The following is a 25486-nucleotide window of genomic DNA, read 5'->3' on the forward strand; positions in this document are numbered from 1 at the left end:
AATTCCTGACGATGCTCAAACATGAAGGCGTACTTCACCCGGACATCTTGGCAAAGTACGCGGCGGCTTTTTTTAGGATGTCGCGCTCTTCTTCGACTCGCTTCAACTCCGCTTTCAGTCGCAGGTTCTCGCGTTCCAGATCCGCGCCAGCTTGAACCTGCGGCTGGCCTCGCGTTACCCCTTTTTTCTGGAGCCAGGTGTAGAAGGTTTTCTTAGTAACGCCCAACCGCCCTGCAACCTCGGTGATGCTGTAACCACGCTCTGTGACCTGCTTAATTGCTTCGGCCTTGAACTCGGCTGTGTATCTCTTTCCAGACATGGACTCTCCTCTCCAATTTCATATTTACCCTATCAGGTGTCTATGAAAGCGGGGGAAGTCCANTATCAGGTGTCTATGAAAGCGGGGGAAGTCCAAAAACGGCCCAGCAAGCTAGCACCAAGCCGAATGCCGTTGATGCGGCTCCCACAATAAAAGCGTCTGAACCCTCGTAATGTTCTTTTCTGGCGCGGCGTGCAAATGACACGCGGCGAGTTTTAATTGCGAGCACTCCGTTAGCCGTCATGGACAAGCCAAAAAGGACGATGCCGATTCTAGTAGCAGAAATGGAAAGCGTCGTGCCTAAGATAACGAAGAGGCCAGCCAGAATGGCCAGTGCGATGGCCAGCCACTTAAGCAATGAATCAGAGTTTTTCATGCTGCCCGACGCCTAAGTTAAGCGGAGGGCGAAGCCCGTCCGCTTGAATGCCTTGTTAGCTGCCATTCAATCTACCGCCTCCACGGTGCCAAACAGCTTCAGGTACAACGCTGAAGAGAACAGCACTAAACCGATCAACGTTACAAAGACAGCCACCCCCAATAGCCCACTAAACGTAACCTTGCTGGCGATCGGAGCGCCAGCCGCAAACTTTAGGAGCACCGCAAACACGGCAAAAACTAAGCCCATGACCACGAACGCGACAGAGCCCGACTTGGAAGTGAAGTAAGAAACCTTTGAGCAATGCCCACACCGGAACTCATCAGGTAACAGTCGGGTGATCGATATGAGTTTCATGAGCGGATGCTCTGTGGCTTTGCAGTAAGGACAAGTGAGCATGGCAGCTAACTAAAATTGGACCGCTTAATAGCGGTAATTAATTGCTGCATTTCGGCGGTTTTCCTAGGATGAATCATTCGCAAGGCACTAATTTCTTCAGGCTGTTTTGTACTGTTGCCGGATTAGCCCGCAAATACAATTACCCATTTGGCTATGAGCGGGCATGTCCGCTTCCGAGGAGGTGAATCACGAAGCCTGACCGGCGGGTATGGGCTGATATGTGCCACTAGTGGACATCGAAAGTATTTTTATTTGTATACGAACCTAAGTGGATATCGCGGGACAGTGAAATCGCCACAGTCCACTGGTTTCATTTTTACCTTTGAAACAATATTTACAACTTTCGCTAGCGCTTCATCACTTTTGAGTGAAGAAGATAAAACTTTCACGTCTTCAAAGTCTCCCGAGCCTTTTATGACGAGACTTATCATCACTAATTTGATGCTTGCTTCGTTTGACTCGCGATCTGTTGCATCCGTAAGCATTGATCTTGCAGTCTCGAAGCCTTCGTTAATCTCTTTATTGCGCCTGCAAGCGCTTCTATCGTCATGAACGACACCGTTTTTATCCGTCCAGTACGAGTAGCCGTTACTATCTGTCCAAGCCGAACGATTGTTGGCTGCACACGCCACGGCTAGCATGCAAACAGTAATAGCGGCAAAGGTTTTTTTCACTGCAGTTCTTTCATTTTTCGGTATTTCAGTTTTGCAGACGCACGACTACATCGCAAATGGCTGCTTTGGGCTGAGTCTACCCGGCGAGTTCGTGCCAGAAACAGACATTCAACGTTTGTGATTTATCAAATTACGTTCACCACCATCAGAGTCAGATCCGAATAGGCGAGATGTTTCATTTCCTGTATGAGGCTCGACATTGTTCATAGCTTTTTTTATCGATATTGCTCATGAACGTAATGCTTCTTAAGGTGCATATCTCATATTGAATCTTTTCGGGGACATTTGCGGCCTGATTGTTGAACGTTATCGGCTTTGCTCCACCAGGAAGTGCATAGACTTCTTTCAGAATCTCATCCAGGACAGGAAGTTCTGATTTTGAGCTGGAACCACCTTCAAGACACATGAAGCCGCTACGCGAATAGAGTTCAGACAATCGATCTTGAGGAGTTCCAGAAAATTTTCGAACACGAAACTGTTCCCCTATAGGTGCAGCAAACGCGAGGTCATAGCCCGGTTTATATGCCTGCCATTCACGTTTTGCCGAGCTTCCGTTCAGGCTCAAAAAGAAGCCGGTCCAAGACGGAATGTAGAACGAACCATCTTCGCGTGTCTTGCTTACCGCGACGTGTAGGCAATTGGGACTTGAATCTACCAAACTTGCAATATTGCCACTCCATTGAACGGTTATATATGCGTCTGTAATCGGTGCGCCAGTTTCATCATCGATAAGAATTCCGCTGATTGAATCTTCATGTAAATAACATCCCGAAAGAATCAGCAATAATGTAATCGCAAGGCACTTGCTTAAGTGGCTTCTCATTTGACGTCTCCATTTTTGATCGCCGGCAGCAATGTGCCACAAGCGGTCATTGATGGCTGGCTGCTATTTGGTTCACAGCTAAGCTCTGTTTGCTGCCCATTAGGCGCGCAAGCAAATCGTATGCGAAGAAAACCCGCCATGTAGGCGGGCTTCTCCTAAAACTTCAATCGCTCACGCGTATCGACGCTTGCGCCACAATCCCAACAGCATCAACGGCAACAGCGTCCATAGCTCCAAGGCACCACCACCGCTGCGACTACTTGGACTAGCAAGAGCAGTGCGCGTGATTGCAATGCCGGCGGGACCGCCTCCCACCCCGATGGCTGACGTGCCAGCCTTGATCGCATTGGTCGCCGTGTCGATCACCGAGACAGTGTTGCCGAGGAAGTTGGTGACATAAACGGTAGTGCCGTTTGGCGTGATTGCAATGCCGCTGGGACCGTCTCCCACTCCGATGGCTGACGTGCCAGCCTTGATCGCATTGGTCGCCGTGTCGATCACCGAAACATTCTTGTCGAAGTGGTTGACAACATATGCGGTGCTGCCGTCAGGCGTGATTGCAATGCGGCCGGGACCGTCTCCCACTCCGATGGCTGACGTGCCAGCCTTGATCGCATTGGTCGCCGTGTCGATCACCGAGACAGTGTTGCCAATAAAGTTGGCGACATAAACAGTGGTGCCGTTTGGCGTGATTGCAATGCCGTCGGGATTCGCTCCCACCCCAATGGGTGTCGTGCCTACCTTGATCGCATTGGTCGCCGTGTCGATCACCGAAACAGTGCCGCCGTTGAAGTCGGTAACAAAGGCAGTGGTGCCGTTTGGCGTGATCGCAATGGCAATGGGGCGCCCTCCCACCACGATGGGTGTCGTACCGACCTTGATCGCATTGGTCGCCGTGTCGATCACCGAGACAGTATGGTCTGTGCCGTTGGCGACATAAGCGGTGCTGCCGTCGGGCGTGATTGCAATGGCGCTGGGGCGCGTTCCCACCACGATGGGTGTCGTACCGACCTTGATCGCATTGGTCGCCGTGTCGATCACTGAAACAGTACCGTCTGTGTCGTTGGCGACATAAGCGGTCCTGTCGTCGGGCGTGATTGCAATGGCGACGGGGAGCGTTCCCACCACGATGGGTGTCGTACCGACCTTGATCGCATTGGTCGCCGTGTCGATCACTGAAACAGTGTTGTCATATTGGTTGACGACATAGGCGTTGTTGGCCCAGACCGGTGCACAGAAAATAGAAAGCACTAGGCAACTAAGTTTAGTCCTATATAGCCATTTATTCATGAATCCCAACCCCCTATTTGATGGATTACATTCAACTGCAATACAAACACGTTTATAGAATTTTTACTCTGCTATAAATCTTTACAGAGATATCCTTTTTAGACCCAACCGATGCACTGTGCTTACCCTCGCCCTCGGCCACTTTTGTCGCAATCAATTTCGCAATGGGATGCCATTGCCTCAACGAGTCACAAAGCATTTAAACAGTTTACTTACGCGACCTTTCCATAAAATTCATTGCGTACCAATGCGGCTGTAATCTGAGATAAAGCCGCGATTGGCGCGGTTAATGACTGTTTTTCAGTCGCTCAATTTGAAATGCGATTCGAGAACGCGTCAGGTCGTTGCAGCAAATGTCACCGTGGTCAGTCCACACTAAACAGGGATGAGGATGTATCTAAACTTGTAACTTTTTCTGAAATTCATTTAGCACGCTCCTAATGTGATCAATTTTTATATCCTCGAGTCGTTCGCGGCGCCCCATCAGCCCTGATAGGGATTGCGTAAAGCCCTTGAAAAGGCTACTAATATAGTAATGCCCGCATAAAACCGGGCCACTGAAAAATCGAGGGATAACGGGTCCAGCAACACCCCCGGTTTCAGGGGAGCGCAATGACGAACAGCTGTTGGCAGACAAGGCTACTCACCAATGAGCTGAGCCACACGTCCAGCCTCTCCAACTGACCACTCCGCCACCGGCTTTACGGACCACCGATGTCAAATTTCAGAGCAACTGCCCGTGCCTCTGCACGGTTGAAACAATTAGCAACGCTAGACATCAGTGGCCCACAACTGGTGCCGCTTGTTATGAATGAGCTGCATGGGCTGTTCTCGTTCAACGTCGGCATTTACGACCACACGACAGCCGATGGTGANCGTTACCCGTGTTGGTAACCGTGTGCGGGAAGTAAACCGTAGTACCCGGTGCCGAGTTCACAGTCTGAGGTGCCGTCAGGCTAATACCAGCAACCTGAGCAACGGTGGTTTCAACCAGGTTTGAAGTGGTTGAACGAGTAATACCAGCGTCGTCCTGATAGGTGGCGCTGGCTTGGTTGCCAATCGTCGTCCCTGCAGGCGGCGCAGCCGCGTACGCAAACCCGGCCATTGTTAGCAGTGCTAACCAGAGCCAGATTCGAGCAGTAAACTGCCCCAACGCGCCGCGCGAAGGCGGTGCACTATTTCTGTAGCTATTCATAAAAATTTCACCCTATTTAAAGATGCCCCGAGCGGGCCAAAAATCCGGTTTGTCCCCGGAGCCAAAAAAATCAGCGCGGCAACTCCTGCACGCGCACGCGATACACAAAACGCTGCTCACCACCTGCAACAAGGGAAGACAAATTTATCCACAAGGAATATGCGGTGGGTCACACTTCCAGCGATCCCAAAAACCAGTCTCGAACTCAACTGGCGAGCAGCCAAACTCCTCGCAAGTACGAATGCGCAAATTTGAGGGAATTTAGAAGGGATGCTTTGCTGCTCTGAGGAGCGCGCTTGTCCTTTTCGGACCTTTTAACAGCGGCAGGACCTAAGCGCTGCAAAACCAACGGGCATAAAAAAACGGGCGCATTAAGCGCCCGTCAGGTGTACCACTATCTCTTTTTAGCTTTAGCTAATGTGCTTGCTGACCAATTTGGTCATTTCAAACATGTTAACGCTGGCCTTGCCGCCAAAGATTTTCTTCAGCTTTTCGTCAGCATTGATCTGACGCTTGTTCTTTTGATCTTGCAGGCCGAACTTCTTGATGTAGGCCCAAAGATTCTTGGTGATCTGGCCACGCGGAATCGCCTTGTTGCCTACAACTTCAGCCAAGGTCGCGCTGGGGGTCACTGGCTTCATCAACGCTGCGCTAGGCTTACGCTTAGCTTTCTTCGCTGCTGGCTTCTTAGCTGCAACTTTCTTAGGGGCGGCTTTCTTAGGAGCTGCCTTCTTTGCTGCTGGCTTCTTAGCCGCAGGCTTCTTCTTTGCTACAACCTTCTTTGCTACTGCCTTCTTAGCTGCAGGCTTTTTGGCCGCAGGCTTCTTCTTTGCTTTTGCCATGTTACGTACTCCGTTTAAAGAAAACGCCCGGGTGGTATCCCCGGGCGGTTAATCAAGCGTCATTTACTTCTTCTTTGCTGCTTTTTTGACGGCTTTCTTAGCAACTTTTTTGACGGCCTTCTTAGCAACTTTCTTGACGGCCTTCTTTGCGACTTTCTTTACGGCTTTCTTAGCAACTTTCTTAGCCGGGGCTTTCTTTGCAGCTTTTTTCTTAGCAACCATTGTGAATCTCCGCTTGTGATGGAGGCTAGAATTTACCCGACATTAATAAGGAATTTCAAACATGACGCTTTAAGCCTGTTTTACGAGGCTTTAAAACTTCATCTGAAAATTGCCCTTGATGTAGCTCATAAAAAACCCACGTATCCACAGCTTGTTCAGAATGCGAAAAATTATTTTCCCTAGGGAAATACGTGTTTTTAAGCTCGCAATTACACAAATTGAAACAAACAAAAACGCCGCGTTATGTGCTAGCGCGGCGTTAATTTTTGTCGCTTTTTGGGCTAAAAATCGGCTGAAATTCGATGCGCAAAATTTTCTTGGTTTTGGAAATTTTGCGCAGACTTCGCCCCATTTTTAATGCGCACCCTCCGCACCCTTGCTTCCAAATGGTGGTTTTGTCAGCCATAAAATTGGAATGATGACGATGAAAAGCACGCCATAAAATCTGAACATATCGTTAGCTGCCATCGTCATCGCTTGCTTCATCGTGACGCTTTCGACATAGCTCATCATGTTGCCCGCAGTGATGCCCATCGACTGCAAATGCGATTGATATTGCTCCCACCCAGCAGACTGCGTATTCACATGCTCAGCTAATACAGTGTGGTGATACCTGCCGCGGTCTTCCCACATCCAAGTACTGACTGCAGTGGAAATGCTGCCGCCAATCGTGCGTACGAAACCCGATAGACCTGATGCAGCTGCAATCTCGTGCGGCCTGAGGTCCGACATGATGACTTGGCTAATCGGCACGAAGAAGAACGCGATACCCACTCCCTGGAAGAATCGCGGCATCGCGTACTGCACGAAGCTCGCCTGATCTGTGCGCGTTGCCGCCCAGAACGATGAGATTGCGAATATTGAAAAGGAGAACGTGAGGGCGTAACGCAAATCCACGCGATTGATGTTCTTGCCAACAATCGGCGCAAGTATCACTGGAAGAATACCGACGACCGCCGTCGCCAAACCTGCATTTGAAGACGTGTACCCAATCGTGGTTTGCAACCAAAGCGGGAAAATCACGCTGATGCCGAAGAAGCCAAAGATGCCCAAGCCCATTCCAATGAGACCAAATCGGAAATTGCGGTGCTTGAACAAACTTAGATCCACCACCGGGTGCTTCTCAGTGAGCTCCCATGCGATCAGGAAGGTCAGCGCAATCACAGCTGTCACGCCCAAGGCCACGATGACTGGTGAGCTGAACCAGTCGAGATCATTACCGTTGTCCAACATGAACTGCAGGCTGCCGACGCCTAGAAACAGCAGACACAGTCCCACAGCATCAATCGGCATCTTAACGATGGTCGATTCGCGTTTGCGCATGAACGACCAAGTGACGACCGCAGCGAAGATGCCAATCGGCACGTTGATATAGAAAATCCACGGCCACGAAAAATTATCGGTGAGCCAACCGCCCATGATCGGCCCGAATACCGGCGCAACGATGACCGTAACGCCCCAGATGGCTAAACCCATCCCGCGCTTTTCCGGCGGATAGTTGGACATTATTAAAGACTGCGACAGCGGCACCATTGGCCCCGATACCAAGCCCTGCATCAGTCGGAAGAACACCAACATGTGCATCGATGTGGCTAAACCGCAAAGCATCGAGAAGATGACAAACATCAGCACTGAAACCGTAAACGTACGGACTTCGCCATAGCGTTTAGCGATCCAGCCCGTCAGTGGCTGCATCACCGCTGCTGCCAGCGAGTAAGAACTGATCGCCCAAGTTCCTTCTGTTGGGCTTACGCCCAAGCTACCTGCGATATTGGGCACCGACACATTGACGATGGTGGTGTCGAGCACTTCCATGAACACGGACAGCGCGATACCCACCGTCAGTAAAACCAACGGCGCGCCTTTCAGCGGAACAGGAGCAGTTTGTGCAGCGGTGCTCACTACAATCTCAGCGCTTGTTGCCAGAAGGCATGTTGGCGCGAATCACAGCGTCGGCTTCTGCTTCTGCTTTTTCCAGATCCTGCACATAGACTTCCGTGCTCGCTACTGCCTGCGCTGCCGATGCAACCGCAAGCACAGAACCAGAACGATCACTGGTATCGACTTTCACTGTCGTCGACAAACCAATGCGTAGCGGATATTTCTGCAATTGCTGCTCATCTAATGTGATGCGCACAGGCACACGCTGAACGACTTTGATCCAGTTACCTGAAGCGTTCTGTGGTGGCAGCAACGCAAACGCGCTGCCCGTACCTGCGCCAAGCCCTGCAACCTTGCCTTGGAATTTAACGCTGCTGCCATAAGCATCCGCATCAACCTCAACGGGCTGCCCAATACGCAGATGTTTCAGCTGCACTTCTTTAAAGTTCGCATCGATCCACAAATTATGTAGCGGGATCACACTCATCAAAGCCTGGCCTGGCTGCACATGCTGGCCAACTTGCACCGCACGCTGAGCCACATAGCCCGTCACCGGCGACACAATCGCAGCGCGCTGTGCGCCGATCCATGCATCGCGGAAGACAGCTTTGGCCTGCAACACGGATGGATTTTCGGCTAACGAGGTGCCATCAACCAAAGCGTGTGCACCAGCGCTTTGGCGCTTAACCATATCGAGCGCGGCATTGGCATTTTTTACAGCCTCCCGCGCGTGTGCGACTTCTTCAGGTGAGATCGCACGTGCAGCGAGCAAGGGCTCGCGACGCGCCAAATCTGCTTGCGCGCGATCCAGATCAAGCTGACGACTCGTCAGCGCGGCATCGTTCTGCCCGGCTACCTCCACCAACTGACGCGCCTGACGCACAGCTTGCCCCAATGCACTCTTGGCTTTCGCAAATGACACCTGTGCATCGGTAGGATCGAGCTTCACCAACACCTGCCCGGCTTTCACCATCTGCGTGTCATCAGCAAAAACCGCAATCACCGTACCCGGCACCTGCGTAGAAATCGAAACCTGATTGCCTGCGACGTAAGCATCGTCGGTGGTCTCGCGCTTGGAGAACACAAACAACCAAAGCAGCAACCAGATGATGCCAATCGTGAGAAAGATCGTGCCAATGATCAGCAGTACGCGTTGGCGCTTGCCATTGCTTGGTTCAGCAGCATTGGCGGCAGATTCGTTGGCGGTATGAATGTTGTTACGCATGGGAATATTCCGGACTAATTCAGTTTGTTTGTTCAGGCTTTGTCGAAGGGACGTAACCGCCGCCTAGCGCTTTAGCCATTGCGATGTCTGCAGAGATCGCTTGTGTGTTGAGGACCAACATCGCGTCGAGCTGCTGCTGATACGTCACATCAACTTGCAGCGGCACACGCAAATCCGTGAGCCCTTGTTTCTCGCGCGCCAGCGCGCTGTCGAACTGCGCCTTGGCTGCGACCAACTGCGTGTTGCGCTCTTGGCGCAGCGCATTGATCTGCTGCGCGGTGAGCGCTTGCGTCGCGAGATCGCGTGCGGCATCCAGCAAGGTTGTGTTGTACGAGGCCACCGCTGAGTCGAGCTGCGCCTGGCTGATGCCATAACGCGCACGGATCAATCCGCCATCAAAAATCGGAAGATGCAGCGCTGGACCAAAATTGAACACGCTGCTTGATGCACGCATCAGCTTGCTCATGTCGATCGCAGAAAGACCGGCCAAAGCATTAATCGTGATATCTGGAAAGAACTCCGCGCGCGCTTGATCAACACTGCGTGCGGCGGACTCCACTTGCCAACGGCTGGCGATGATGTCGGGACGACGTGCGATCAGATCGATGCTGACATTGGCGGGCAGTTGCGCATCAACAATCGGCAGCGGTTTTGACTGCAATGCCGGCAACTGCTCAGGCGAGACGCCGACGAGTGCTGCGAGTGCTACACGACGCAACTTGGCAGAGCCTTCCAACTGCACGATCTGCTCACGTGCCAATGCAACATCAGAATCCGCTTGAGACAAATGATCCTGCGGATCGATGCCACTCTTAACGCGCAGTTCGCTCAATTCACGAATCTTCACCGCGCCGCGTGTTACGACCTGCGCCACTTCAAGGCGCGCTTGATCGGACTGCAAACCGAAATAAGCGTCTGCAACGGCCGTCGTCAGTGCTAGCCCAGCTGCTGCGTTCTCTGCTTCTGCCGCGTGCATTTGATCGACGACCGATTCAATCTGCGCATGCTGCTTGCCCCACCAATCAAAGGTGTAGCTGAATTTCAAACCGAGGTCGGCCTGCGAGTACCAATTGAACCCAAGGAACTGCGGCGGGATCAAACCACTGTCGCTGATGCGCTGACGCGTCCACGTTGCATTGGCATCTGCACGCACGCCTGCTGCTGCACTCGCAGCACGCACGGTTTGCACAGCACTGTCAAAACGCGTTTGTGCCGCAGCGAGTGTTGGCGAACCTTTCAAAGCCAGATCAATCAGTGCATCCAATTGCGGATCGTTGTAACGCTTCCACCACTGCGCATCGGGCCACTTGCCGTTCGCAGGCGTGTTGACGCCCGCCATAGGCACTTCCTTATTAAGCTTCGGCGGCTGCGGTTTGCCCGGCAGGCCCGCGCAAGCAGCGAGCATCGCGCTAGCGGCTGTAGCCACCAGCAGCTTTTTGTTGATCATGATTTTCCTCCGCGTGCGCTCGCTTCCAGCGAGGCCGCGATTTTCTTAAGCCCTTCAGTCATCGTCTCCTTCTCATCGACAGACAAGATCGAGAGAAACGACGAGAGCTTGGGATGAAACTGCGGCAACAAGCGCTTCACCAGCGCCTCACCGTCCTGAGTGATAGCGAGCACGATGCGCCGACGATCGACATCACTCGCATAACGCGTGACCCAACCGCGCTCAACTAAAGAGTCGACAATGCGCGTCATATTGGTACGGCTCTGCGTCGCGAACTGACTCAAGTCACTCGGATGCGCCTGGCCTTCCGGACTGCAGAACAACTGCATCAGCGTGCGGAAGTCGGTCTCGTTGAGACCATGCGGCCGCAACATGCCGTCAAAGCGCGCAGACATATCCGCGGCGACGTTATGAATCAATCGCACGAGACGAATATCGTCCTTCGGCGCACCGGGAATGATGGCGCTGACGCGCCTCACTGCGGAGTCGATCTGCTCAACAACCGCGCAGGTCGTAGATGGGGAATCGGGTTTGGACATGGTTTACAAACTAATAATTCACTAATGAACTATTAGCTTAACAACTGACATGCACCCAATCAACGATAAAAAAAGTGTAAATGCCTAGGGAAACTGGACTTATAAAGACCGTATAAAGATGACCTCCGGGCTCCGGAAGTTTTGTTTTTTAATATTTTCTATTTATTATATTTATTAATTAAATAAAACACTATGCGGGCAGCACTCGGAAAGCCGGTTACGCCTTCGGCTAACCCGCTCTACGGTTTATTTTAGGTAAGTTTCCCAGCCGTACTGCGGATCACCAATCACAACGAACCCGGGATTGAGCAGGCTGTCTTTCTGGTTGTAACGCAGCGGCGTTAATTCCGGCAGACGCAAAATCTTTCCGCCAGCTTCGTCGACCACACAGTGACCGGCAGCTGTGTCCCACTCAGACGTCGGGCCTGTGCGCGGATACAAATCGGCATCGCCTGCTGCAACCAAACAAATCTTCAACGCGCTACCGCGACTCACTGCTTCATGCGCGGGCAATTTCTCGAGCAAAGCGTCTAACGCCGCATCTCGATTGTTGCGCGTAATCACAAAGTACGGCACCGCTGGAACTGGCGAACGAATATGGATACGACGCTCAACACCTGCATTTAATTCAAACGCACCCGCACCGCGCGCAGCGTAGTAACTAATGTTGAACACCGGCACATGCACCACACCGATGATCGCTTCACCATCTTCAACTAATGCAATGTTGACGGTGAAGTCGTCGTTGCGCTTCACAAACTCGCGCGTGCCGTCGAGTGGATCGACCAACCAATAGCGCTTCCAGCTTTTGCGAACTTCATAAGGAATGTTCGCCGCTTCTTCAGATAGCACTGGAATATCTGGCGTGAGTTTTTCCAACGCGGCGCTGATGTACTTATGCGCAGCGAGGTCAGCTTGTGTCAGCGGTGAATCATCACTCTTCTGCGTCACCGTGAAACTAGTGCGGTAGAAACCCATGATGATCTCACCCGCCTCTTGCGAGATGGCGACAATTTTCTTGGCGAGGTCCAAATTCATTAAACGCGACCCGTCACCGGAATCAACGCGCCGGTGATTGCGCGCGCTTCATCTGAAAGCAGAAACACAATCACATCGGCGAGCGCTTCTGGCGCAACCCAACGACTGAAATCTGCGTCAGGCATATCCGCGCGGTTTTGCGGTGTGTCGATGACGCTGGGCAATACCGCATTCACGGTGATGCCGCGGTCTTTCACTTCTTCCGACAACGCTTCAGTCAAACGCGCGACGCCAGCCTTTGACGCCGCATAAGGCCCCATACCTGCGCCTGCTTTAGCCGATGCTGCAGCGCCGATGTTGACGATGCGGCCGCCGCCAACTGCACTGAGCAAATGTGGCAATGCAGCTTTCGATGTCGCGGCCGCGGTCTTGAGATTGATCGTGTGCAGAAAATCCCAAGTATCGAGACTGCCTTGCTCCAGCGTCTCCCAACGAAAAGTGCCTGCGATATTTACTAGCGCGTTTAGCCCGCCGAACGCGCTCACAATTTTGGCAACAGCACCTTGCGCCTCCTCAAACGATGCGAGGTTCACACCGCCAAGCAATAGCGCACCTTCTGGCGTTCCACTTGCGGGCGCTGGCGCGCGATCAATCAGCGCAACTTTTGCACCATGTGCAATTGCGACTTGAGCTACGGCGAGACCGAGATTGCCGAAGCCACCGGTGATCACGACTACTTTGCTTTTGAGTTTCATTGATCCTTGCCCTTTATTACTTCCGTAGGAGCGCCTCTTAGGCGCGATGGGTCAATCGCCAATCGCGCCTAAGAGGCGCTCCTACAAGACATACATTGAATAAGCCCCATCGTACATTTGATTGCCGATAGATTGAGCGGGCTATAGACGGCAGCCCCAAAACAAAACCCCCGGATGTCGCCATCCGAGGGTTATAGATTTCACCGCGCGCCACTCAACAACTTTACTTCGGCACGAAAGCCTCGGCTCCTGCGCATCCTGCGCCCGCCGAGGTACCGTACATCCTGTACATATTAACCGAGCGAGACCACGCTATTCAGCAACATGCGAACCAGCATCGTCTGACGCGTCACGCCGGTCTTGCAGAAGATCGAGCGCAGATGCGTACGTGCAGTGTTGCGCATCACGTTGAGCTGTTCTGCTGCTTCATCGAGCGTGAGGCCATCGGCCAGCAACAGCGCGAGTGCAGCTTCCATACGCGTGAGGCCGAACAGACGACGCACGACTTCTTGCGAAGGCTGAGCACCGCTGGATTCTGCATCACGCAGGAAGATTGCCGCAGCAGGACGCTGCTTGCTCTCTGACCATTTACCGATTGGAACTGCGCGAACCACGATACCGATCTTGGCGCGGCCAGAAGGACGCGTCACCGACATCGCTTCAACAACTGCTGGACCCGTGCCCGTCGCGCCGCCCGTCAGTGCCTGACGCAGCATGCGTTGCAGTTCGCGATTTTCTTGATTGCTCGACAGTGCAATGCCACTGCCGCTGCGGCTGATGCCGTCTTTCTCACCGAGAATGCGTTGTGCTTCCTGGTTGAGTTCCAGAATCGAACCGTCCTGGCCAAAGCTGATCATGCCGAGCAGCATGCGATTGATTGCACCAGCAAACAGCTGACGATCGCATTCCAGATAATCGAGTCGTGCATGCAAACGCAGTGAGCGTTTCAGATGCGGCAACAAGAAACGACACAGCGCTTTGTCTTCTGGTGAGAACGTTGCAGCGTCATTAGGACGCGTCAAACGCAGGCGGCACTCAATGCCTTCCTTGGTGTAAATGTCCGCACCCATCAGATGGCGGATGTTCAGTGGGCGCAGATAGTCCTGATACATCGGACTCTTCAACCACTGTTGTTTGCCGATCAGTTCTTCGGCAGTGATGACTTCGCCTTCTGGCAAGCGCACGAAAGGATCGAGCGCGAAGAAATGAGTTTCGTAAGACTCTGTGGCCTGCTGATTCACCTTGCCGGTGTTAATCATCACGCCCTGTGATTCGGAGGAAGGCGGACGCAGCATCAAAGTGACATGCGACGCTTCGAGCACATCACGCATCTGCTGAAGCGCGGTGGACCACGGTGGCGATTCCATCGGGCCTTCGTAAATCGCGCCGAGCAAACGGTCGAGCTTTTCGTAACCAACGTGCTTGCCCGCATCTTGCATCGACAAAATATCGTCGGCAGTTTCTTCCGTCACTGCTGCGGTACGGCCTTTTTCAGATTTCGCTAGTGTCAACATTCGCTATGTCCTCGAGCACATTACAAGCCGCTTATTTACTGCAGTCCTTGCAGCTAATGAATCCGACTCACTTCGCCGATCATAGTCGAATAAGCTTATGCAGCCACGATCGGGGCGACAGTAAAATCGACTCCAGCCCTTGGCGTCTCATCCAAACGGATGATCATTCAATGAGGCGGGCTCGCCATGATTCGGGCCCAATGGCCTGAAAGCCGCTGTTTTCACGGCAAATGCGGCCTTTATTACCCCGAACCGGACCCAAATCATGCCCACCGAACAAACCATGCGTCAGGCCATGCAGGCCTATATCGACCTCTTTAATGTGAGCGACTCCGCTGGCATCGCTGAGCTGTATGCCGAAGACGCCACCGTCGAAGACCCGGTCGGCACCGAGCTGAAAGCGGGCAAGCCCGCAATTGCTGCCTTCTACAAAATGGCGGTTGCCACCGGCGCCAAGCTGAAACTGGCCGCACCGATCCGCGCTTCGCACGGCAATTCTGCTGCGATGGCGTTTGAAGTTGAGCTGAACATGCCCGAAGGCCGCGCGGTGATTCGCGTGATCGACGTGATGACGTTCAATGACGCCGGCAAGTTCACCTCCATGCGCGCTTATTGGGGCAAGGAAGACATGGTGGTGCTGTCGTAAATTCACCTGTGGGGCGCGCAATGCGCCCTACTTGTTCATCTGCCGCAGGGAAAACAGGTTTTCCCGCTACCCCCTCCTAATGGCGGGGGATAGCGGCAGTTCATTCAAACGGGTGATGTAAGGCTTCTGGCGAATTCTCAAACTGACGCCATCGTGTGACGCGCGCGTCTGGCGCGCCGTCCACCTCTTAAAAAGCGTATTTGGAGCAGTACCATGGCAACAGCGAAGGAATACGGACTCGGCGAATTCACCTTCCCGCGCGGCTGGTTCATGATCGGCGAATCCGCCAAGATCTCGGACAAACCGCAGGGCGTGAAATTCTTCGGCCAAGAGTTGGCGCTCTATCGCGGCAAGCAGAGCGGCAAAGTCATCTTGCTCGACGCCTACTGCCCACACATGGGCACGCACCTCGCTCGCAACAGCACCTCTTACGTCGCGCAGGATGGCTCGGTTGAAGGCGATTCAATTCGCTGCCCCTACCACGCTTGGCGCTTTGGCCCAGATGGCCGTTGCAATCACATTCCTTATTCAACCGGCCCGATTCCACCCGCCGCAAAAGTGCGTGCATGGAAAGTGGAAGAACACATGGGCGCCGTGTTTGTTTGGCACGACCCAGAAGGCGGCGAGCCCGACTACGCAGTGCCGGTGATTGCGGAAATGAGCGACCCTTCGTGGGTGCCTATCGCATTTGATGATCTGGGCATCGTCAATTGCCACACGCAAGAAATCGTCGACAACATCACCGACGTCGCTCACTTCGGCCCAGTGCATGGTTCGATCACCAAGTACTTCGAGAACGAGTTCAAAGGCCACGTTGCAACGCAGCGCATGGGCGGCGGACATCGCACGCTGACGACCGCTGACGGCCCGATGCTGGAAACCGAAGCGGTCTACACCGGCCCAAGCATCCTGATCACCAAGATGACCGGCACACACGATTCCTACATCTTCATCGCGCACACGCCCGTTGAAGATGGCAGCGCGTATGTTTGGCACGGACTGATGGTGAAATCACCAACCGGCCAAGCCAAATACAATGAACAGGACGTTGAGATTGCGCGTCAGTACCAGTCGATGGCACTCGCCGCATTCGCGCAGGATTTTGAAGTGTGGAAGCACAAGAAGCCTTGCTTCAAGGGTCTGTTTGTTCAGGGCGATGGCCCATTCATCAAGCAGCGCGCTTGGTATCGCCAGTTCTACAACCCGCGTTCGCAGCGTGATGAAATTTTGAAGAGCGTTGATGGCATTCATCTCGCTCGTGGATTTGAAGGCAAGCCTGCTCAGGCTGCCTAACGAGTACTTGTCATCGCGAGGGATCTTGCCTTAGTTCTTCAACTGCAAGATTCCTCACTACGTTCGGAATGACAATAAAAAGCTAACAATAAAAAAGCCCGCTATGCGGGCTTTTTTATTGCAGCAGAAAACTTTAACCAGGCTGTTTCGTACCAACCTTAGCCAGCATGTGCGCCGTGATGTTCGGCGTTTCGGTGACTGGCGTCACGATCTCGTAAATGCGCTCATACGTCGCACGCTTGATCAGCCACTTGCCGTTCTGCTTCACGTAAGTATCGCGATACAGCGCGGTGCCGTCGGTGATGATCTTGTGCTTGAGATCAAGGAACCAATCCTTCAGATACCAAACGCCGGTCGCTTCGGTAGCCGACAGCAAATCAATTTCCGGATGATTGACGTGATGCATCGCGATGGCTTCAGCGTGGAAGGCATAACGTAGCGCGTCCAGAATTTTGTCGCGGCCTTCGGTTTCAAAACGGTAGCTGCCGCCGACGTAGCAAACGCTGGCGTCTTCGGTAAACAGTTCTTTCAGGCCATCGATATTGGCCGTATCGATGCAACGGCAATAGGCGTACTTGAGACGACGGATCAGTTCCAGATCTTCTAACTGCTGCAATGACAATGACATCACTCTCTCCTTAAGTATTGATATGCGGACGGCTTAAATGCCGAAGCCGCCCGAAACATTGATCTGCTGACCGGTGACATAACCATTGGTTGCGAGGAACACTGCAGCGCTACCGATTTCTTCTGGCTTGCCCCAACGCTTGAGCGGCAGCAGCTTCTGCGTTTCTTCAATCCACTTAGCGTCGAACACACCGCGCTGCAAGAGTTCGAGGAACATGCCTGCTTCGATCACGCCAACCAGAATGCTGTTAGCGCGAATGTTGTTGCGACCTTCTTCTTTTGCGATGCCTTTGCACAGCGCTTCGTTAGCGGCCTTAGGTACTACCGACAAACCATCTTTCGGTGGGAACCATGCGTGGCCTGCAGAACCGAGGTGCACATACGAACCGCCACCCTGCTCACGCAGATGCGGCAGCGTTGATTGAACAGCATTGAAGAAGCCATGCACTTCGATATCGATCGACTGCTTCCACAGCGCAGGCGTTGCATCGCCGAGCAGTACCTGCTCAACCACAGGGCCAGCAGCCCACACCACCGTGTGAATGCGGCCGTGTGCCGCAACCGCTTCTGCAATAGCCGCCTTGAGCTGCGCAGGATCAGTCACGTCTGCAGCGTGCACCGTTGCTTTGCGACCGAGCGCACTGATCTCACCAGCAACGCGATCTGCAACTTCTTTTTTCTTGCGATAAACGATGGCGACATCCGTGCCAGACTGACCAAAGAACTTCGCTACGCCTTGCCCGATACCGCCGCTGCCGCCAAACACCAGCACCGCGCCTTTCGGAAATTTGTTCAGCTCCATTACGCGCTCCACCGTCTATTTATTGTGAGCGGCGATTATTTGTAGCTGGCGCGTTTGCGGCCTCATCCGATGAGACGACAGTTCAATGTTGCGGCGCGACTACTCCGTATGACGGTGGTTTAGCTGCGACAGCTAGATCAGGCTGAGGCAAGGAATAAGAGCTTTGTCATCCCGAACGCAGTGAGGGATCTCGCCGTGAGAATTAACAGCAGGATTCCTCACTGCGTTCGGAATGACAAAGTGAGTGTTATTAATGCCTATAAACCTATAAGTAAATAAATAATCACAATACTATGACCAACGAAACCGCCGAATACTCACTCTCCCGCCCCTGCCGCAAAGTGCCGCAATGGGATATCGAAACCGATATCGCCATCATCGGCTTTGGCGCTTCAGGCGCATCCGCTGCGATTGAAGCGGCGAGTGCTGGCGCGAAGGTGACGCTGTTCGAAGCAACTTCTGGCAACGGCGGTACATCCGCATTGTCTGGCGGCGAAATTTATCTCGGCGGCAACGGCGGCACGCCGATTCAAAACGCTGCAGGCTTTAGCGACGACACCGAAGCGCTCTATCAATACCTGTTGATGGCCGGCGGCCCCAATGCAGACGCCGCGAAAGTGCGACTCTACGCCGACAACAGCCTAAAGCATTACGAGTGGCTGCTCGCACAAGGCGTCGAATACAAGAATTCATTTATTCCACAACGCATCGTTGAACCCGATACCGATGATTGTTTGATCTGGAGCGGCAGTGAAGAAGCATGGCCGTTCTCAGAACAAGCCAAGCCCTGCCCGCGCGGCCACACGCCGAAGTTCATGGGCATGGGTGCTGGTCGTTACCTGATGGACAAACTCGCCGCACGCGTCACTGCGCTCGGCGTAGACGTGCGTTACGACTCGCGCGCAGTTGCGCTCATCACCGACGAATCGAGCCGCGTCATTGGCATCGTCATTCGCAATGCAGGCAAGGATTCCTACGTACGTGCACGCAAAGGCGTTGCGCTGTGCGCAGGCGGCTTCGTGATGAATCGCGAGATGGTGAAGAAAAACGCGCCGTGGATGCTGCAATCGAATCATCCGATTGGCACCGTCGATGACGGCTCCGGCATCACCATGGGACAAAGCGTTGGCGGCGCTGCGATCAACATGAGCGAAGGCTTTGTAACGCTGCCTTGGTATCCACCAGAGTCGCTGATCAAAGGTATCTTCATCAACGAACGTGGCCAGCGTTACATCAACGAAGACTGCTATCACGGCCGCACCGCCCATCACGGAATGCAGCAACGCTCCACACGTTTGTTTTCACTACAAGACAGCGAGACCTACGGCGAACCCTTATTTGGTCAGTTCGCAAAGATCGGCATTGCAGGCACCGGCGACACATGGGAAGAAGTCGAGAAAGAATTGGAGCTGCCCGCAGGTAGCCTCACGACGACGGTCGAGCTCTACAACCGCTTCGCCGCAGAAGGCAGCGATCTGCTATTCCACAAAGCCAAGAAGTGGCTCAAGCCTTTGAACAAGCCACCGTTCGTTGCACTGGATTGCCGCATCGACGTTTGCTTCTACCCAACCTTCACACTCGGCGGCCTCGACACCTTGCCAACCGGCGAAGTACTCAACGCAGATCGCAAACCGATCGCAGGTCTCTACGCTGCGGGCCGTACCGCCTGTGGCTTGCCACGTTGGGGCGAAGGCTATAGCTCTGGCATGTCGCTGGCGGATGCCACCTTCTTTGGTCGACAACTGGGCTCAAGAGTCGTGTCTGTTGCTTAAATAGCCTTGCACCGATTCAAGAGCGCAATGTCATGCCCGCGCAGGCGGGCACGACGGTCTGCGTAGAGTTTCCTTAAGATGCGACATGCGCGGAGACAAAACCTCTGCGCACTTCGCTCGCATCCTCAGGAGACTCATCGATGATTGTTCGTCCACTCCAGCATTGGCTACGCATGCTGTTCGTGTGGCGTGGCTCGGTGCTGGGACGCATCTTGCCGCAACTCGCAGTGGTGATCCTGTGGTCAATAGCCGTCGCCTTGGCGCAAGGCACAGTGCTCGGCTTCAAGATCGATCTGACGATTGCACCCTTTACGCTGCTCGGCATCGCCCTCGCGATCTTTCTAGGCTTTAGCAACAGCGTCAGCTACGACCGCTACTGGGAAGCACGAAAACTTTGGGGCGCACTGCTGAACGACTCGCGCTCGCTAACGCGACAGATCATGAGTCTCGCTGATGTCGACGCCACCGTTCAGCGGCGCTTTGCCTACGGCGCAATCGCTTTTGTTCACGCACTGAAACACCAACTGCGTAATACCTCCGCCGAGGCCGATCTTGCGCGCTGCCTGCCGCCGGAATGGCAGGCACGAGTTCAATCTGCACAATTCAAACCTGCAGTGATTTTAGTTCTGCTGGCTGATGTTGTTCGCGAGCTACGCCAGAATGGGCAACTGTCACCGATGTTGGTGCCAGCGATTGATCGCCACCTCAGCCAACTCAACGAAGCACTTGGCGGCTGCGAGCGGATCGCTGGCACGCCGATTCCCTTTGCCTACTCCGTCATCCTTCATCGCACAGCGTATCTATACAGCTTCCTACTGCCGTTTGGACTGGTGCATTCCATTGGCCTGCTGACACCGCTGATCGTCGCCTTTATCTCTTACACCTTCTTTGCGCTGGAAGCGCTGGCAGAAGAAATACAAGAACCTTTCGGCACCGAACCCAACGATCTGGCACTCAAAGCCATGTCCGTCATGATCGAAAGCACCGTGCGCGAAATGCTCGGTGAAACTGATCTGCCGGAAGCCGTTGCAGCAAAGAACTACATCCTCAGCTAAAGCCGCTGGAGTAGACTGCGCGCATCCGCCACTTACCTGCGTACTAATATGTCCACCGAAAAATTCACACTCGACGGCGAATACATCGAAGTCAATCTCTTGCTCAAACTCGTTGGCGTCTGCGATAGCGGCGGCGCGGGCAAGATGCTGGTCGCTAATGGCGAAGTTTCTGTTGATGGTGTTGCCGAAACTCGCAAGACCGCAAAAATTCGCGCCGGCCAGAAAGTCACTTGCGGCGATACCGAAATTCTTGTGGTTGCCGATCCCAAAGGCGGTGTCGACGGCCGAGTCAGATGAACATCGCTGAATTCAAGCCTGGCGTCTATCGCCACTACAAAGGCAACTACTACCTCGCGCTGGGCTTAGCACGCGAAGACGAAACCAACGAGACCGTTGTCGTTTATACACGCCTGTATCCGCGTGAAGGTTTGCCGATGAGTACGCGCAAGCTCAGCGTATGGAATGAAACGGTGCGCGTAGAGCCTGACGGCGCGTTGATGGCGCGCTTTGATTATGTCGGGCATGAGACGCCGAATATTTAGAGCGTTTTATTTTCGCTCTTGCGCGGCCAATTATTGATTTCTGTACTTGGGGAGAGAATCCCGTTCCTGCGCATCCATGCGCCCACGGGATACAGTACATCCTGTACATAAAAAGAACCCGCAGCCAAGGGAAGCTGCGGGCTCAAAGGGAGCGGAGGTAGGGGAACCTCCTAGAGATCAGGGGGAGAGAATCTCGTGAAACCCAATCTACTCTTTCAAGCTGACTGTTAACTGAACAAATAGCAGAATGATCTTCTTAAAAAAGTTCAATTAAATTTAATGCCCGCTGCGCTGTGCCGCATCGGGTGCAAACATATCAGCAGTGATATCGCCAACGTTCAAACGCCAACCTGCTTTAGATTGATTGACCATACGGTCTGCCAAATAAACATCTGCGTTGAGATCGTGATACAGCGCGATACCGGCTTGATATCCCTGAATCGCTGGCGACCAGAAATGATTCACCATGCTGGCGCGCCATAGCTGACCGCGTGCGTCGTAGTTATCGACCCAGATTGCGTGCCAGCTATCTTCATCAAGATAGAAGCGGCGCTTGGCGTAAGCGTGACGGAAACCTTTTTTCACCGTTGCTTCCAACACCCACACGCGATGCAACTCATAGCGCATGTATTCCGGATTGAGTGAATTGACCGTCAGCAACTCGTTGTACTTGAGCGCAGGATCATTCATCTTGAATGTGTTGTACGGAATATAAATTTCCTGCTTGCCGACCAGCTTCCAGTCGTAACGTTCAGGCGAGCCGTTGAACAAACGATCGTCATCTACCGTACGGAAACCACCCGCACCTTGTGGCGTATCAAAACCAAATTCAGGTGCCTGACGTACACGACGCGTGCCTGGGCTATAGAACCAAGTCTGACGATCCAATGAATTGTCGTTCGGCGTCCAGCCGGTGTAGATCGAACCCTTGTCGCGTTCAGGCAACAGCGTCAGCACGTTGAAGTAGCTGTTGATCTTGTCCTGATTGCTGCCGCGATGATTGGGATCATTCCACGGCGACAGAATGCGGTAGTAAACGCGGCCAAATGTTTTGCTGCCATTGGCGTAGATCACAGCCTGATCTTGCGTGGCTTCTTCAGTCCATGCGCGATGTGGATACTGCATATTCCACTGCGCTTCGATGCCCGCTTTAGGAAATGGAAACGGCGTAGCGCCCGTGGTGCCGGTGATGCCCAGACCATTGCTCACCACTTCAGCAGTGGTGGCATTTTTCTTTGCTGCATCACAGACCCAATCCGGATAACGGAAATCGCGATGACTCTGATAAACCGGAATGCGATAAGTTTTTGGATAACGTTTCAGCAGCGCTTTCTGTCCTTCGGTTAAACGCGCTGCGTACTGCTCAACATTCTGTTCGGTGATTGTGAACAGTGGTTTCTCCGCAGCGTAAGGGCCCGGATCATAACCACCGCCCTTGGATGCATCAGACCAAGCGCCCTGCCACTTTCCTGAGAAAGCGGGGATTGAGCCGTCGGCATTACCCGCACGCTCAGCGCCGATACACGTGAGCTTGTCGCTACCGAGTTGCGCGGCTTCTTCAGCGGTTGTTTTTGCAAAAGCAGATTGCGTGAGCAAGCTGCTAATCACTGCACAAGACAATAGGATGTGTTTCATCGTCATGGTGTTCTCCTGACGTTTAGAAGCTGTACTTGAGATTGATCGCGGCATAGTCACGATCCGCGTAAGGACGCTTGGCGAGATCGCCAGATCCGAGGAATGCGCTGTAACCCACACCTAGCTGGAAATTCTGCAGATAGGTGAAATTGGCAAACAGACTGGCACGTTGATCGTGCTCGCCATACAGACTGCCGAATGAACCCGACATCGCTGGCGTGCCTTTAGCAATCACGGCATACGTCACCGGCACGGCTAAATCCCAACGTGGAAATACATTGCGATAGTTCAACGTTGCGCTGGTCGACACAGCCCATGAGTTAACGTCACTCACTAACGCTGCCTTGCCGCCATCAACGCCGTTAACGTGTACATAACCTGCTTCGCCAACGAGATTAATTTCTTGCGACAAAGCATTCGGGCTCACGGTGTAGATTGCAGACATCAGGGCCTGAGTCATACGGCCACGCGTTGCCACTGGGCCGCCAACACTGCTCACCAACATATCTACGCCACTGCGATAGCTGACTTCACCTGCGACATTGGCTCCGCCAAGTCCGGTCGAGAAACTTGCACCGGCCATGTGAATGCCTTCGAAGTAATCAACGTGATAAGCCGTTGGCACAAACACGCCAGGTGCAACTTCTGCAATATCAAAACTGACACCCGCAGGATTGGTGCTGTGATAACGCAGCCAGTAAAGACCAACGCTTGTCGCGTCCGTCGCTTGATACTTAAGACCGACGCCGTACTGACCATGATCGGTCGGCTGATTGTCCGCGCCGCGTGGAATATCAAATCCGACTGCTGCATGAATCATTTCTGCGCCCGGGCCTACAACATCACTCGTCGACAGAAAGCTGCCAACAGGTTGCAGCTCTGTTGCTTCATACCGCAGTTTGTAATGTGCCATCAGACTCAAGCCATTGTTGAATCCAAGTTGCATCGCAATCTGCTCAACGGGTAACAGAATCGTTTTAAGTTCTGCACCGGGCACGCTAGATTTCGTGGCGTCTGCAGGACCTTGTGCGCTGGCGATGCCAGAGAAGAACAAACTCTCGCCCCAAGCAACAACTTGGCGGCCTACGCGCACATTCAGATGTGCCGCTTTGCCAAGATTGAAATCTGTATATGCGTAAGCATCCAACAAACGCATACGCTGTCCGTTGTACTTGCGCGTCAAGCTAGTGAACTCGTCGTTGTCGCCGCTCTTGTTGACCGTTGCTGCGGAGTCATTGTCATTGCGACCGCGGTAAACGTTGTCGTAAAACGCATCACCACGCAGAACCGCGCCATAGTTTTTAGCGCTCAGTGAAAACTCTCCGAGCGCGCTGATGCGATTGTTGACCAAGCTGCCAGATTTAAAATTGCGATCACCATCATCGCCATTCACAGTCGTGGGCAAACCCGTCGCCGGATCTATCGGCCCATTCGCGAGGCTGTCGGATGGACTCTCTGTACGCATCGCCAAGGCATAGCCCAGCGTCATCGTGTACTGAGCATTGATTCCGCTAGTGCCCAAATCAAAAGAACCTGCCAAAGCTGCGCCGCTAAATCCGGCACTAGCACAAAGCAGTGCTACAGCGACTCGTCGCGTAGCGGGATTGGTATGTTGTAGGTAGTGCATGAGGTCTCCTCCTCTGAACAGTGCGGATTGATGGTAGGAGTCGCGCACTGCAACAAACCTCGTCCGAATTGAGATGCATAAAGCGATGAGGAAACTTGCGGGGCAAACGCTCAGCATTCACGGCGTAATCATCCGTGGAGTCCCTGTTATGGCCCTTCATTCACTGTTTTACCCAGCACAGTCGCTTGAGACGGAGCTGCAGTTCTTTCAGCAAGGACTAGGCCTTGCCGCACGCTTCCGTGACGGACAGCGCTACGCCGCACTTGATGCGGGCGGCCTGACGATCGGTATAGCTGCGGAGGATGAACGGATCTGCACGCAAGCCGCTGCGGTATTTCGCGTCGCAGACATTGAGCAATCACTTGCATTGCTGATGGCCGCAGGTGCGACCTTGTTAAGACCTCTTGAACGCGGGCCACACGAGTGGCGCGCCGTTGTTGCCAGCCCAGCCGGGCACCACCTAATTCTTTCATCCAAACTCTGAGGGCCGTGATATGAACGCGATCTCAAATATTGATCCCCGCGAATTCCGCAACGCGCTAGGCGCTTTTGCCACTGGTGTCACCATCATCACCACACGCGCTGAAGACGGCACGCCGATTGGCATTACAGCCAATAGCTTCAACTCAGTGTCGTTGGATCCGCCGATGGTCCTATGGAGCCTGGCCAAAACCTCGCAAAGTCTTTCGGCATTTGAGACTGCGAAACACTGGGCCGTTCACATCCTCTCTGAAGAGCAAGAAGAGCTCTCGAATCGCTTTGCACGTCGCGGCGCGGACAAGTTTGCAGGCGTCGACAGCAGCGAAGGCATCGCAAGATTGCCGCTGCTACCCGATTGCGCGACACGCCTTCAGTGCATGACCACCGCAGTTTACGAAGGCGGCGATCACTGGATCTTTGTCGGTCAGGTGTTGGACTTTGATCGTAACGATCTTCCACCTCTGGCCTTTCATGCAGGCGGTTACGCCGTCGTTACGCGTAAGGCCTGCGCTGCACAACAAATCGCAC

At 53.5% G+C, this 25486-nt stretch carries 25 protein-coding genes and 2 pseudogenes; 8 read left to right on the forward strand and 19 right to left on the reverse strand.

What is annotated here, in order from left to right:
* The 15 genes and pseudogenes from CJD38_RS14845 to CJD38_RS14910 form a co-directional block, all read right to left on the reverse strand.
* Positions 1-319: pseudogene (locus CJD38_RS14845) on the reverse strand (transposase); the annotation flags it as partial.
* A gap of 73 nt (positions 320-392) precedes the next feature.
* Positions 393-695 (reverse strand): hypothetical protein, encoded by a 303-nt coding sequence (locus CJD38_RS14850; protein ID WP_107941164.1) that lies wholly within the window; start codon positions 693-695, stop codon positions 393-395.
* A gap of 66 nt (positions 696-761) precedes the next feature.
* Positions 762-1052 carry a hypothetical protein gene (locus CJD38_RS14855; RefSeq protein WP_107941165.1) on the reverse strand — a complete coding sequence of 97 codons (291 nt, stop codon included), beginning with the start codon at positions 1050-1052 and terminating at the stop codon, positions 762-764.
* A gap of 290 nt (positions 1053-1342) precedes the next feature.
* On the reverse strand, positions 1343-1768 hold the full coding sequence (locus CJD38_RS14860) for a hypothetical protein (RefSeq protein ID WP_146165996.1): 426 nt from the start codon (positions 1766-1768) through the stop codon (positions 1343-1345).
* Positions 1769-1943: 175 nt separating this feature from the next.
* Positions 1944-2591 (reverse strand): hypothetical protein, encoded by a 648-nt coding sequence (locus CJD38_RS14865; RefSeq protein WP_107941167.1) that lies wholly within the window; start codon positions 2589-2591, stop codon positions 1944-1946.
* Between the two features lie 171 nt (positions 2592-2762).
* A complete protein-coding gene (locus CJD38_RS14870; protein WP_107941343.1) occupies positions 2763-3881 on the reverse strand; it encodes a beta-propeller fold lactonase family protein in 1119 nt (372 codons plus the stop codon).
* A gap of 1605 nt (positions 3882-5486) precedes the next feature.
* Positions 5487-5918 carry an SWIB/MDM2 domain-containing protein gene (locus CJD38_RS14875; RefSeq protein WP_107941168.1) on the reverse strand — a complete coding sequence of 144 codons (432 nt, stop codon included), beginning with the start codon at positions 5916-5918 and terminating at the stop codon, positions 5487-5489.
* A 63-nt stretch (positions 5919-5981) separates the two neighbouring features.
* Positions 5982-6140, reverse strand: a complete 159-nt coding sequence (locus CJD38_RS18510; RefSeq protein WP_170107377.1) for a hypothetical protein — start codon at positions 6138-6140, stop codon at positions 5982-5984.
* A gap of 354 nt (positions 6141-6494) precedes the next feature.
* Positions 6495-8066 (reverse strand): DHA2 family efflux MFS transporter permease subunit, encoded by a 1572-nt coding sequence (locus CJD38_RS14880; protein ID WP_436296046.1) that lies wholly within the window; start codon positions 8064-8066, stop codon positions 6495-6497.
* Positions 8050-9246, reverse strand: a complete 1197-nt coding sequence (locus tag CJD38_RS14885) for an HlyD family secretion protein (protein ID WP_107941170.1) — start codon at positions 9244-9246, stop codon at positions 8050-8052. Before CJD38_RS14885 ends, CJD38_RS14880 begins: the two co-directional genes overlap by 17 nt.
* A gap of 19 nt (positions 9247-9265) precedes the next feature.
* Complete coding sequence (locus CJD38_RS14890; RefSeq protein ID WP_107941171.1) at positions 9266-10693, reverse strand: efflux transporter outer membrane subunit; 1428 nt, start codon at positions 10691-10693, stop codon at positions 9266-9268.
* The gene (locus tag CJD38_RS14895) at positions 10690-11232 is read right to left on the reverse strand and encodes a MarR family winged helix-turn-helix transcriptional regulator (protein WP_107941172.1); all 543 of its coding nucleotides are present in this window, start codon (positions 11230-11232) and stop codon (positions 10690-10692) included. The genes CJD38_RS14890 and CJD38_RS14895 overlap by 4 nt, the downstream gene beginning before the upstream one ends.
* Positions 11233-11478: 246 nt before the next feature.
* Positions 11479-12270 carry a 3'(2'),5'-bisphosphate nucleotidase CysQ gene (gene cysQ, locus CJD38_RS14900; RefSeq protein WP_107941173.1) on the reverse strand — a complete coding sequence of 264 codons (792 nt, stop codon included), beginning with the start codon at positions 12268-12270 and terminating at the stop codon, positions 11479-11481.
* Entirely contained in the window at positions 12270-12965 is a 696-nt protein-coding gene (locus CJD38_RS14905) for an SDR family NAD(P)-dependent oxidoreductase (RefSeq protein WP_107941174.1), read from the reverse strand. The genes cysQ and CJD38_RS14905 overlap by 1 nt, the downstream gene beginning before the upstream one ends.
* Positions 12966-13258: 293 nt before the next feature.
* Entirely contained in the window at positions 13259-14479 is a 1221-nt protein-coding gene (locus tag CJD38_RS14910) for a helix-turn-helix transcriptional regulator (protein WP_107941175.1), read from the reverse strand.
* Positions 14480-14744: 265 nt separating this feature from the next.
* Here CJD38_RS14910 and CJD38_RS14915 point away from each other — a divergent pair, with 265 nt between their 5' ends.
* Together CJD38_RS14915 and CJD38_RS14920 are read left to right on the forward strand one after the other, a co-directional pair.
* The gene (locus CJD38_RS14915; protein ID WP_107941176.1) at positions 14745-15125 is read left to right on the forward strand and encodes a steroid Delta-isomerase; all 381 of its coding nucleotides are present in this window, start codon (positions 14745-14747) and stop codon (positions 15123-15125) included.
* A gap of 213 nt (positions 15126-15338) precedes the next feature.
* Positions 15339-16418, forward strand: a complete 1080-nt coding sequence (locus CJD38_RS14920; RefSeq protein WP_107941177.1) for a 3-ketosteroid-9-alpha-monooxygenase, oxygenase component — start codon at positions 15339-15341, stop codon at positions 16416-16418.
* 133 nt (positions 16419-16551) lie between these two features.
* Here CJD38_RS14920 and CJD38_RS14925 read toward each other — a convergent pair whose 3' ends face one another.
* Together CJD38_RS14925 and CJD38_RS14930 are read right to left on the reverse strand one after the other, a co-directional pair.
* A complete protein-coding gene (locus CJD38_RS14925; protein ID WP_107941178.1) occupies positions 16552-17046 on the reverse strand; it encodes a nuclear transport factor 2 family protein in 495 nt (164 codons plus the stop codon).
* Positions 17047-17079: 33 nt separating this feature from the next.
* Entirely contained in the window at positions 17080-17847 is a 768-nt protein-coding gene (locus tag CJD38_RS14930) for an SDR family NAD(P)-dependent oxidoreductase (RefSeq protein WP_107941179.1), read from the reverse strand.
* A 293-nt stretch (positions 17848-18140) separates the two neighbouring features.
* Between CJD38_RS14930 and CJD38_RS14935 the strand changes: the two genes are divergently transcribed.
* From CJD38_RS14935 to CJD38_RS14950, 4 genes are all read left to right on the forward strand, one after another.
* Positions 18141-19619 (forward strand): FAD-dependent oxidoreductase, encoded by a 1479-nt coding sequence (locus tag CJD38_RS14935; RefSeq protein ID WP_107941180.1) that lies wholly within the window; start codon positions 18141-18143, stop codon positions 19617-19619.
* A gap of 140 nt (positions 19620-19759) precedes the next feature.
* Positions 19760-20674 (forward strand): bestrophin family protein, encoded by a 915-nt coding sequence (locus CJD38_RS14940; RefSeq protein WP_107941181.1) that lies wholly within the window; start codon positions 19760-19762, stop codon positions 20672-20674.
* A 48-nt stretch (positions 20675-20722) separates the two neighbouring features.
* On the forward strand, positions 20723-20971 hold the full coding sequence (locus CJD38_RS14945) for an RNA-binding S4 domain-containing protein (RefSeq protein ID WP_107941182.1): 249 nt from the start codon (positions 20723-20725) through the stop codon (positions 20969-20971).
* A complete protein-coding gene (locus tag CJD38_RS14950) occupies positions 20968-21216 on the forward strand; it encodes a DUF1653 domain-containing protein (protein ID WP_107941183.1) in 249 nt (82 codons plus the stop codon). The genes CJD38_RS14945 and CJD38_RS14950 overlap by 4 nt, the downstream gene beginning before the upstream one ends.
* Before the next feature lie 276 nt (positions 21217-21492).
* Here the strand turns inward: CJD38_RS14950 and CJD38_RS14955 are convergent, their stop codons facing one another.
* Both CJD38_RS14955 and CJD38_RS14960 read right to left on the reverse strand, forming a co-directional pair.
* Positions 21493-22857 (reverse strand): DUF1329 domain-containing protein, encoded by a 1365-nt coding sequence (locus CJD38_RS14955; protein ID WP_107941184.1) that lies wholly within the window; start codon positions 22855-22857, stop codon positions 21493-21495.
* 16 nt (positions 22858-22873) lie between these two features.
* Complete coding sequence (locus CJD38_RS14960; protein WP_161554256.1) at positions 22874-24478, reverse strand: DUF1302 domain-containing protein; 1605 nt, start codon at positions 24476-24478, stop codon at positions 22874-22876.
* A gap of 148 nt (positions 24479-24626) precedes the next feature.
* Between CJD38_RS14960 and CJD38_RS14965 the strand changes: the two genes are divergently transcribed.
* Together CJD38_RS14965 and CJD38_RS14970 are read left to right on the forward strand one after the other, a co-directional pair.
* The gene (locus tag CJD38_RS14965; protein ID WP_107941186.1) at positions 24627-24962 is read left to right on the forward strand and encodes a VOC family protein; all 336 of its coding nucleotides are present in this window, start codon (positions 24627-24629) and stop codon (positions 24960-24962) included.
* Positions 24963-24972: 10 nt separating this feature from the next.
* Positions 24973-25470 (forward strand): annotated as a pseudogene (locus CJD38_RS14970) (flavin reductase family protein); the annotation flags it as partial.
* Between the last annotated feature and the right edge of the window lie 16 nt (positions 25471-25486).

This window comes from Stenotrophobium rhamnosiphilum (assembly GCF_003052265.1).
Taxonomy (GTDB): Bacteria; Pseudomonadota; Gammaproteobacteria; order Nevskiales; family Nevskiaceae; genus Stenotrophobium; species Stenotrophobium rhamnosiphilum.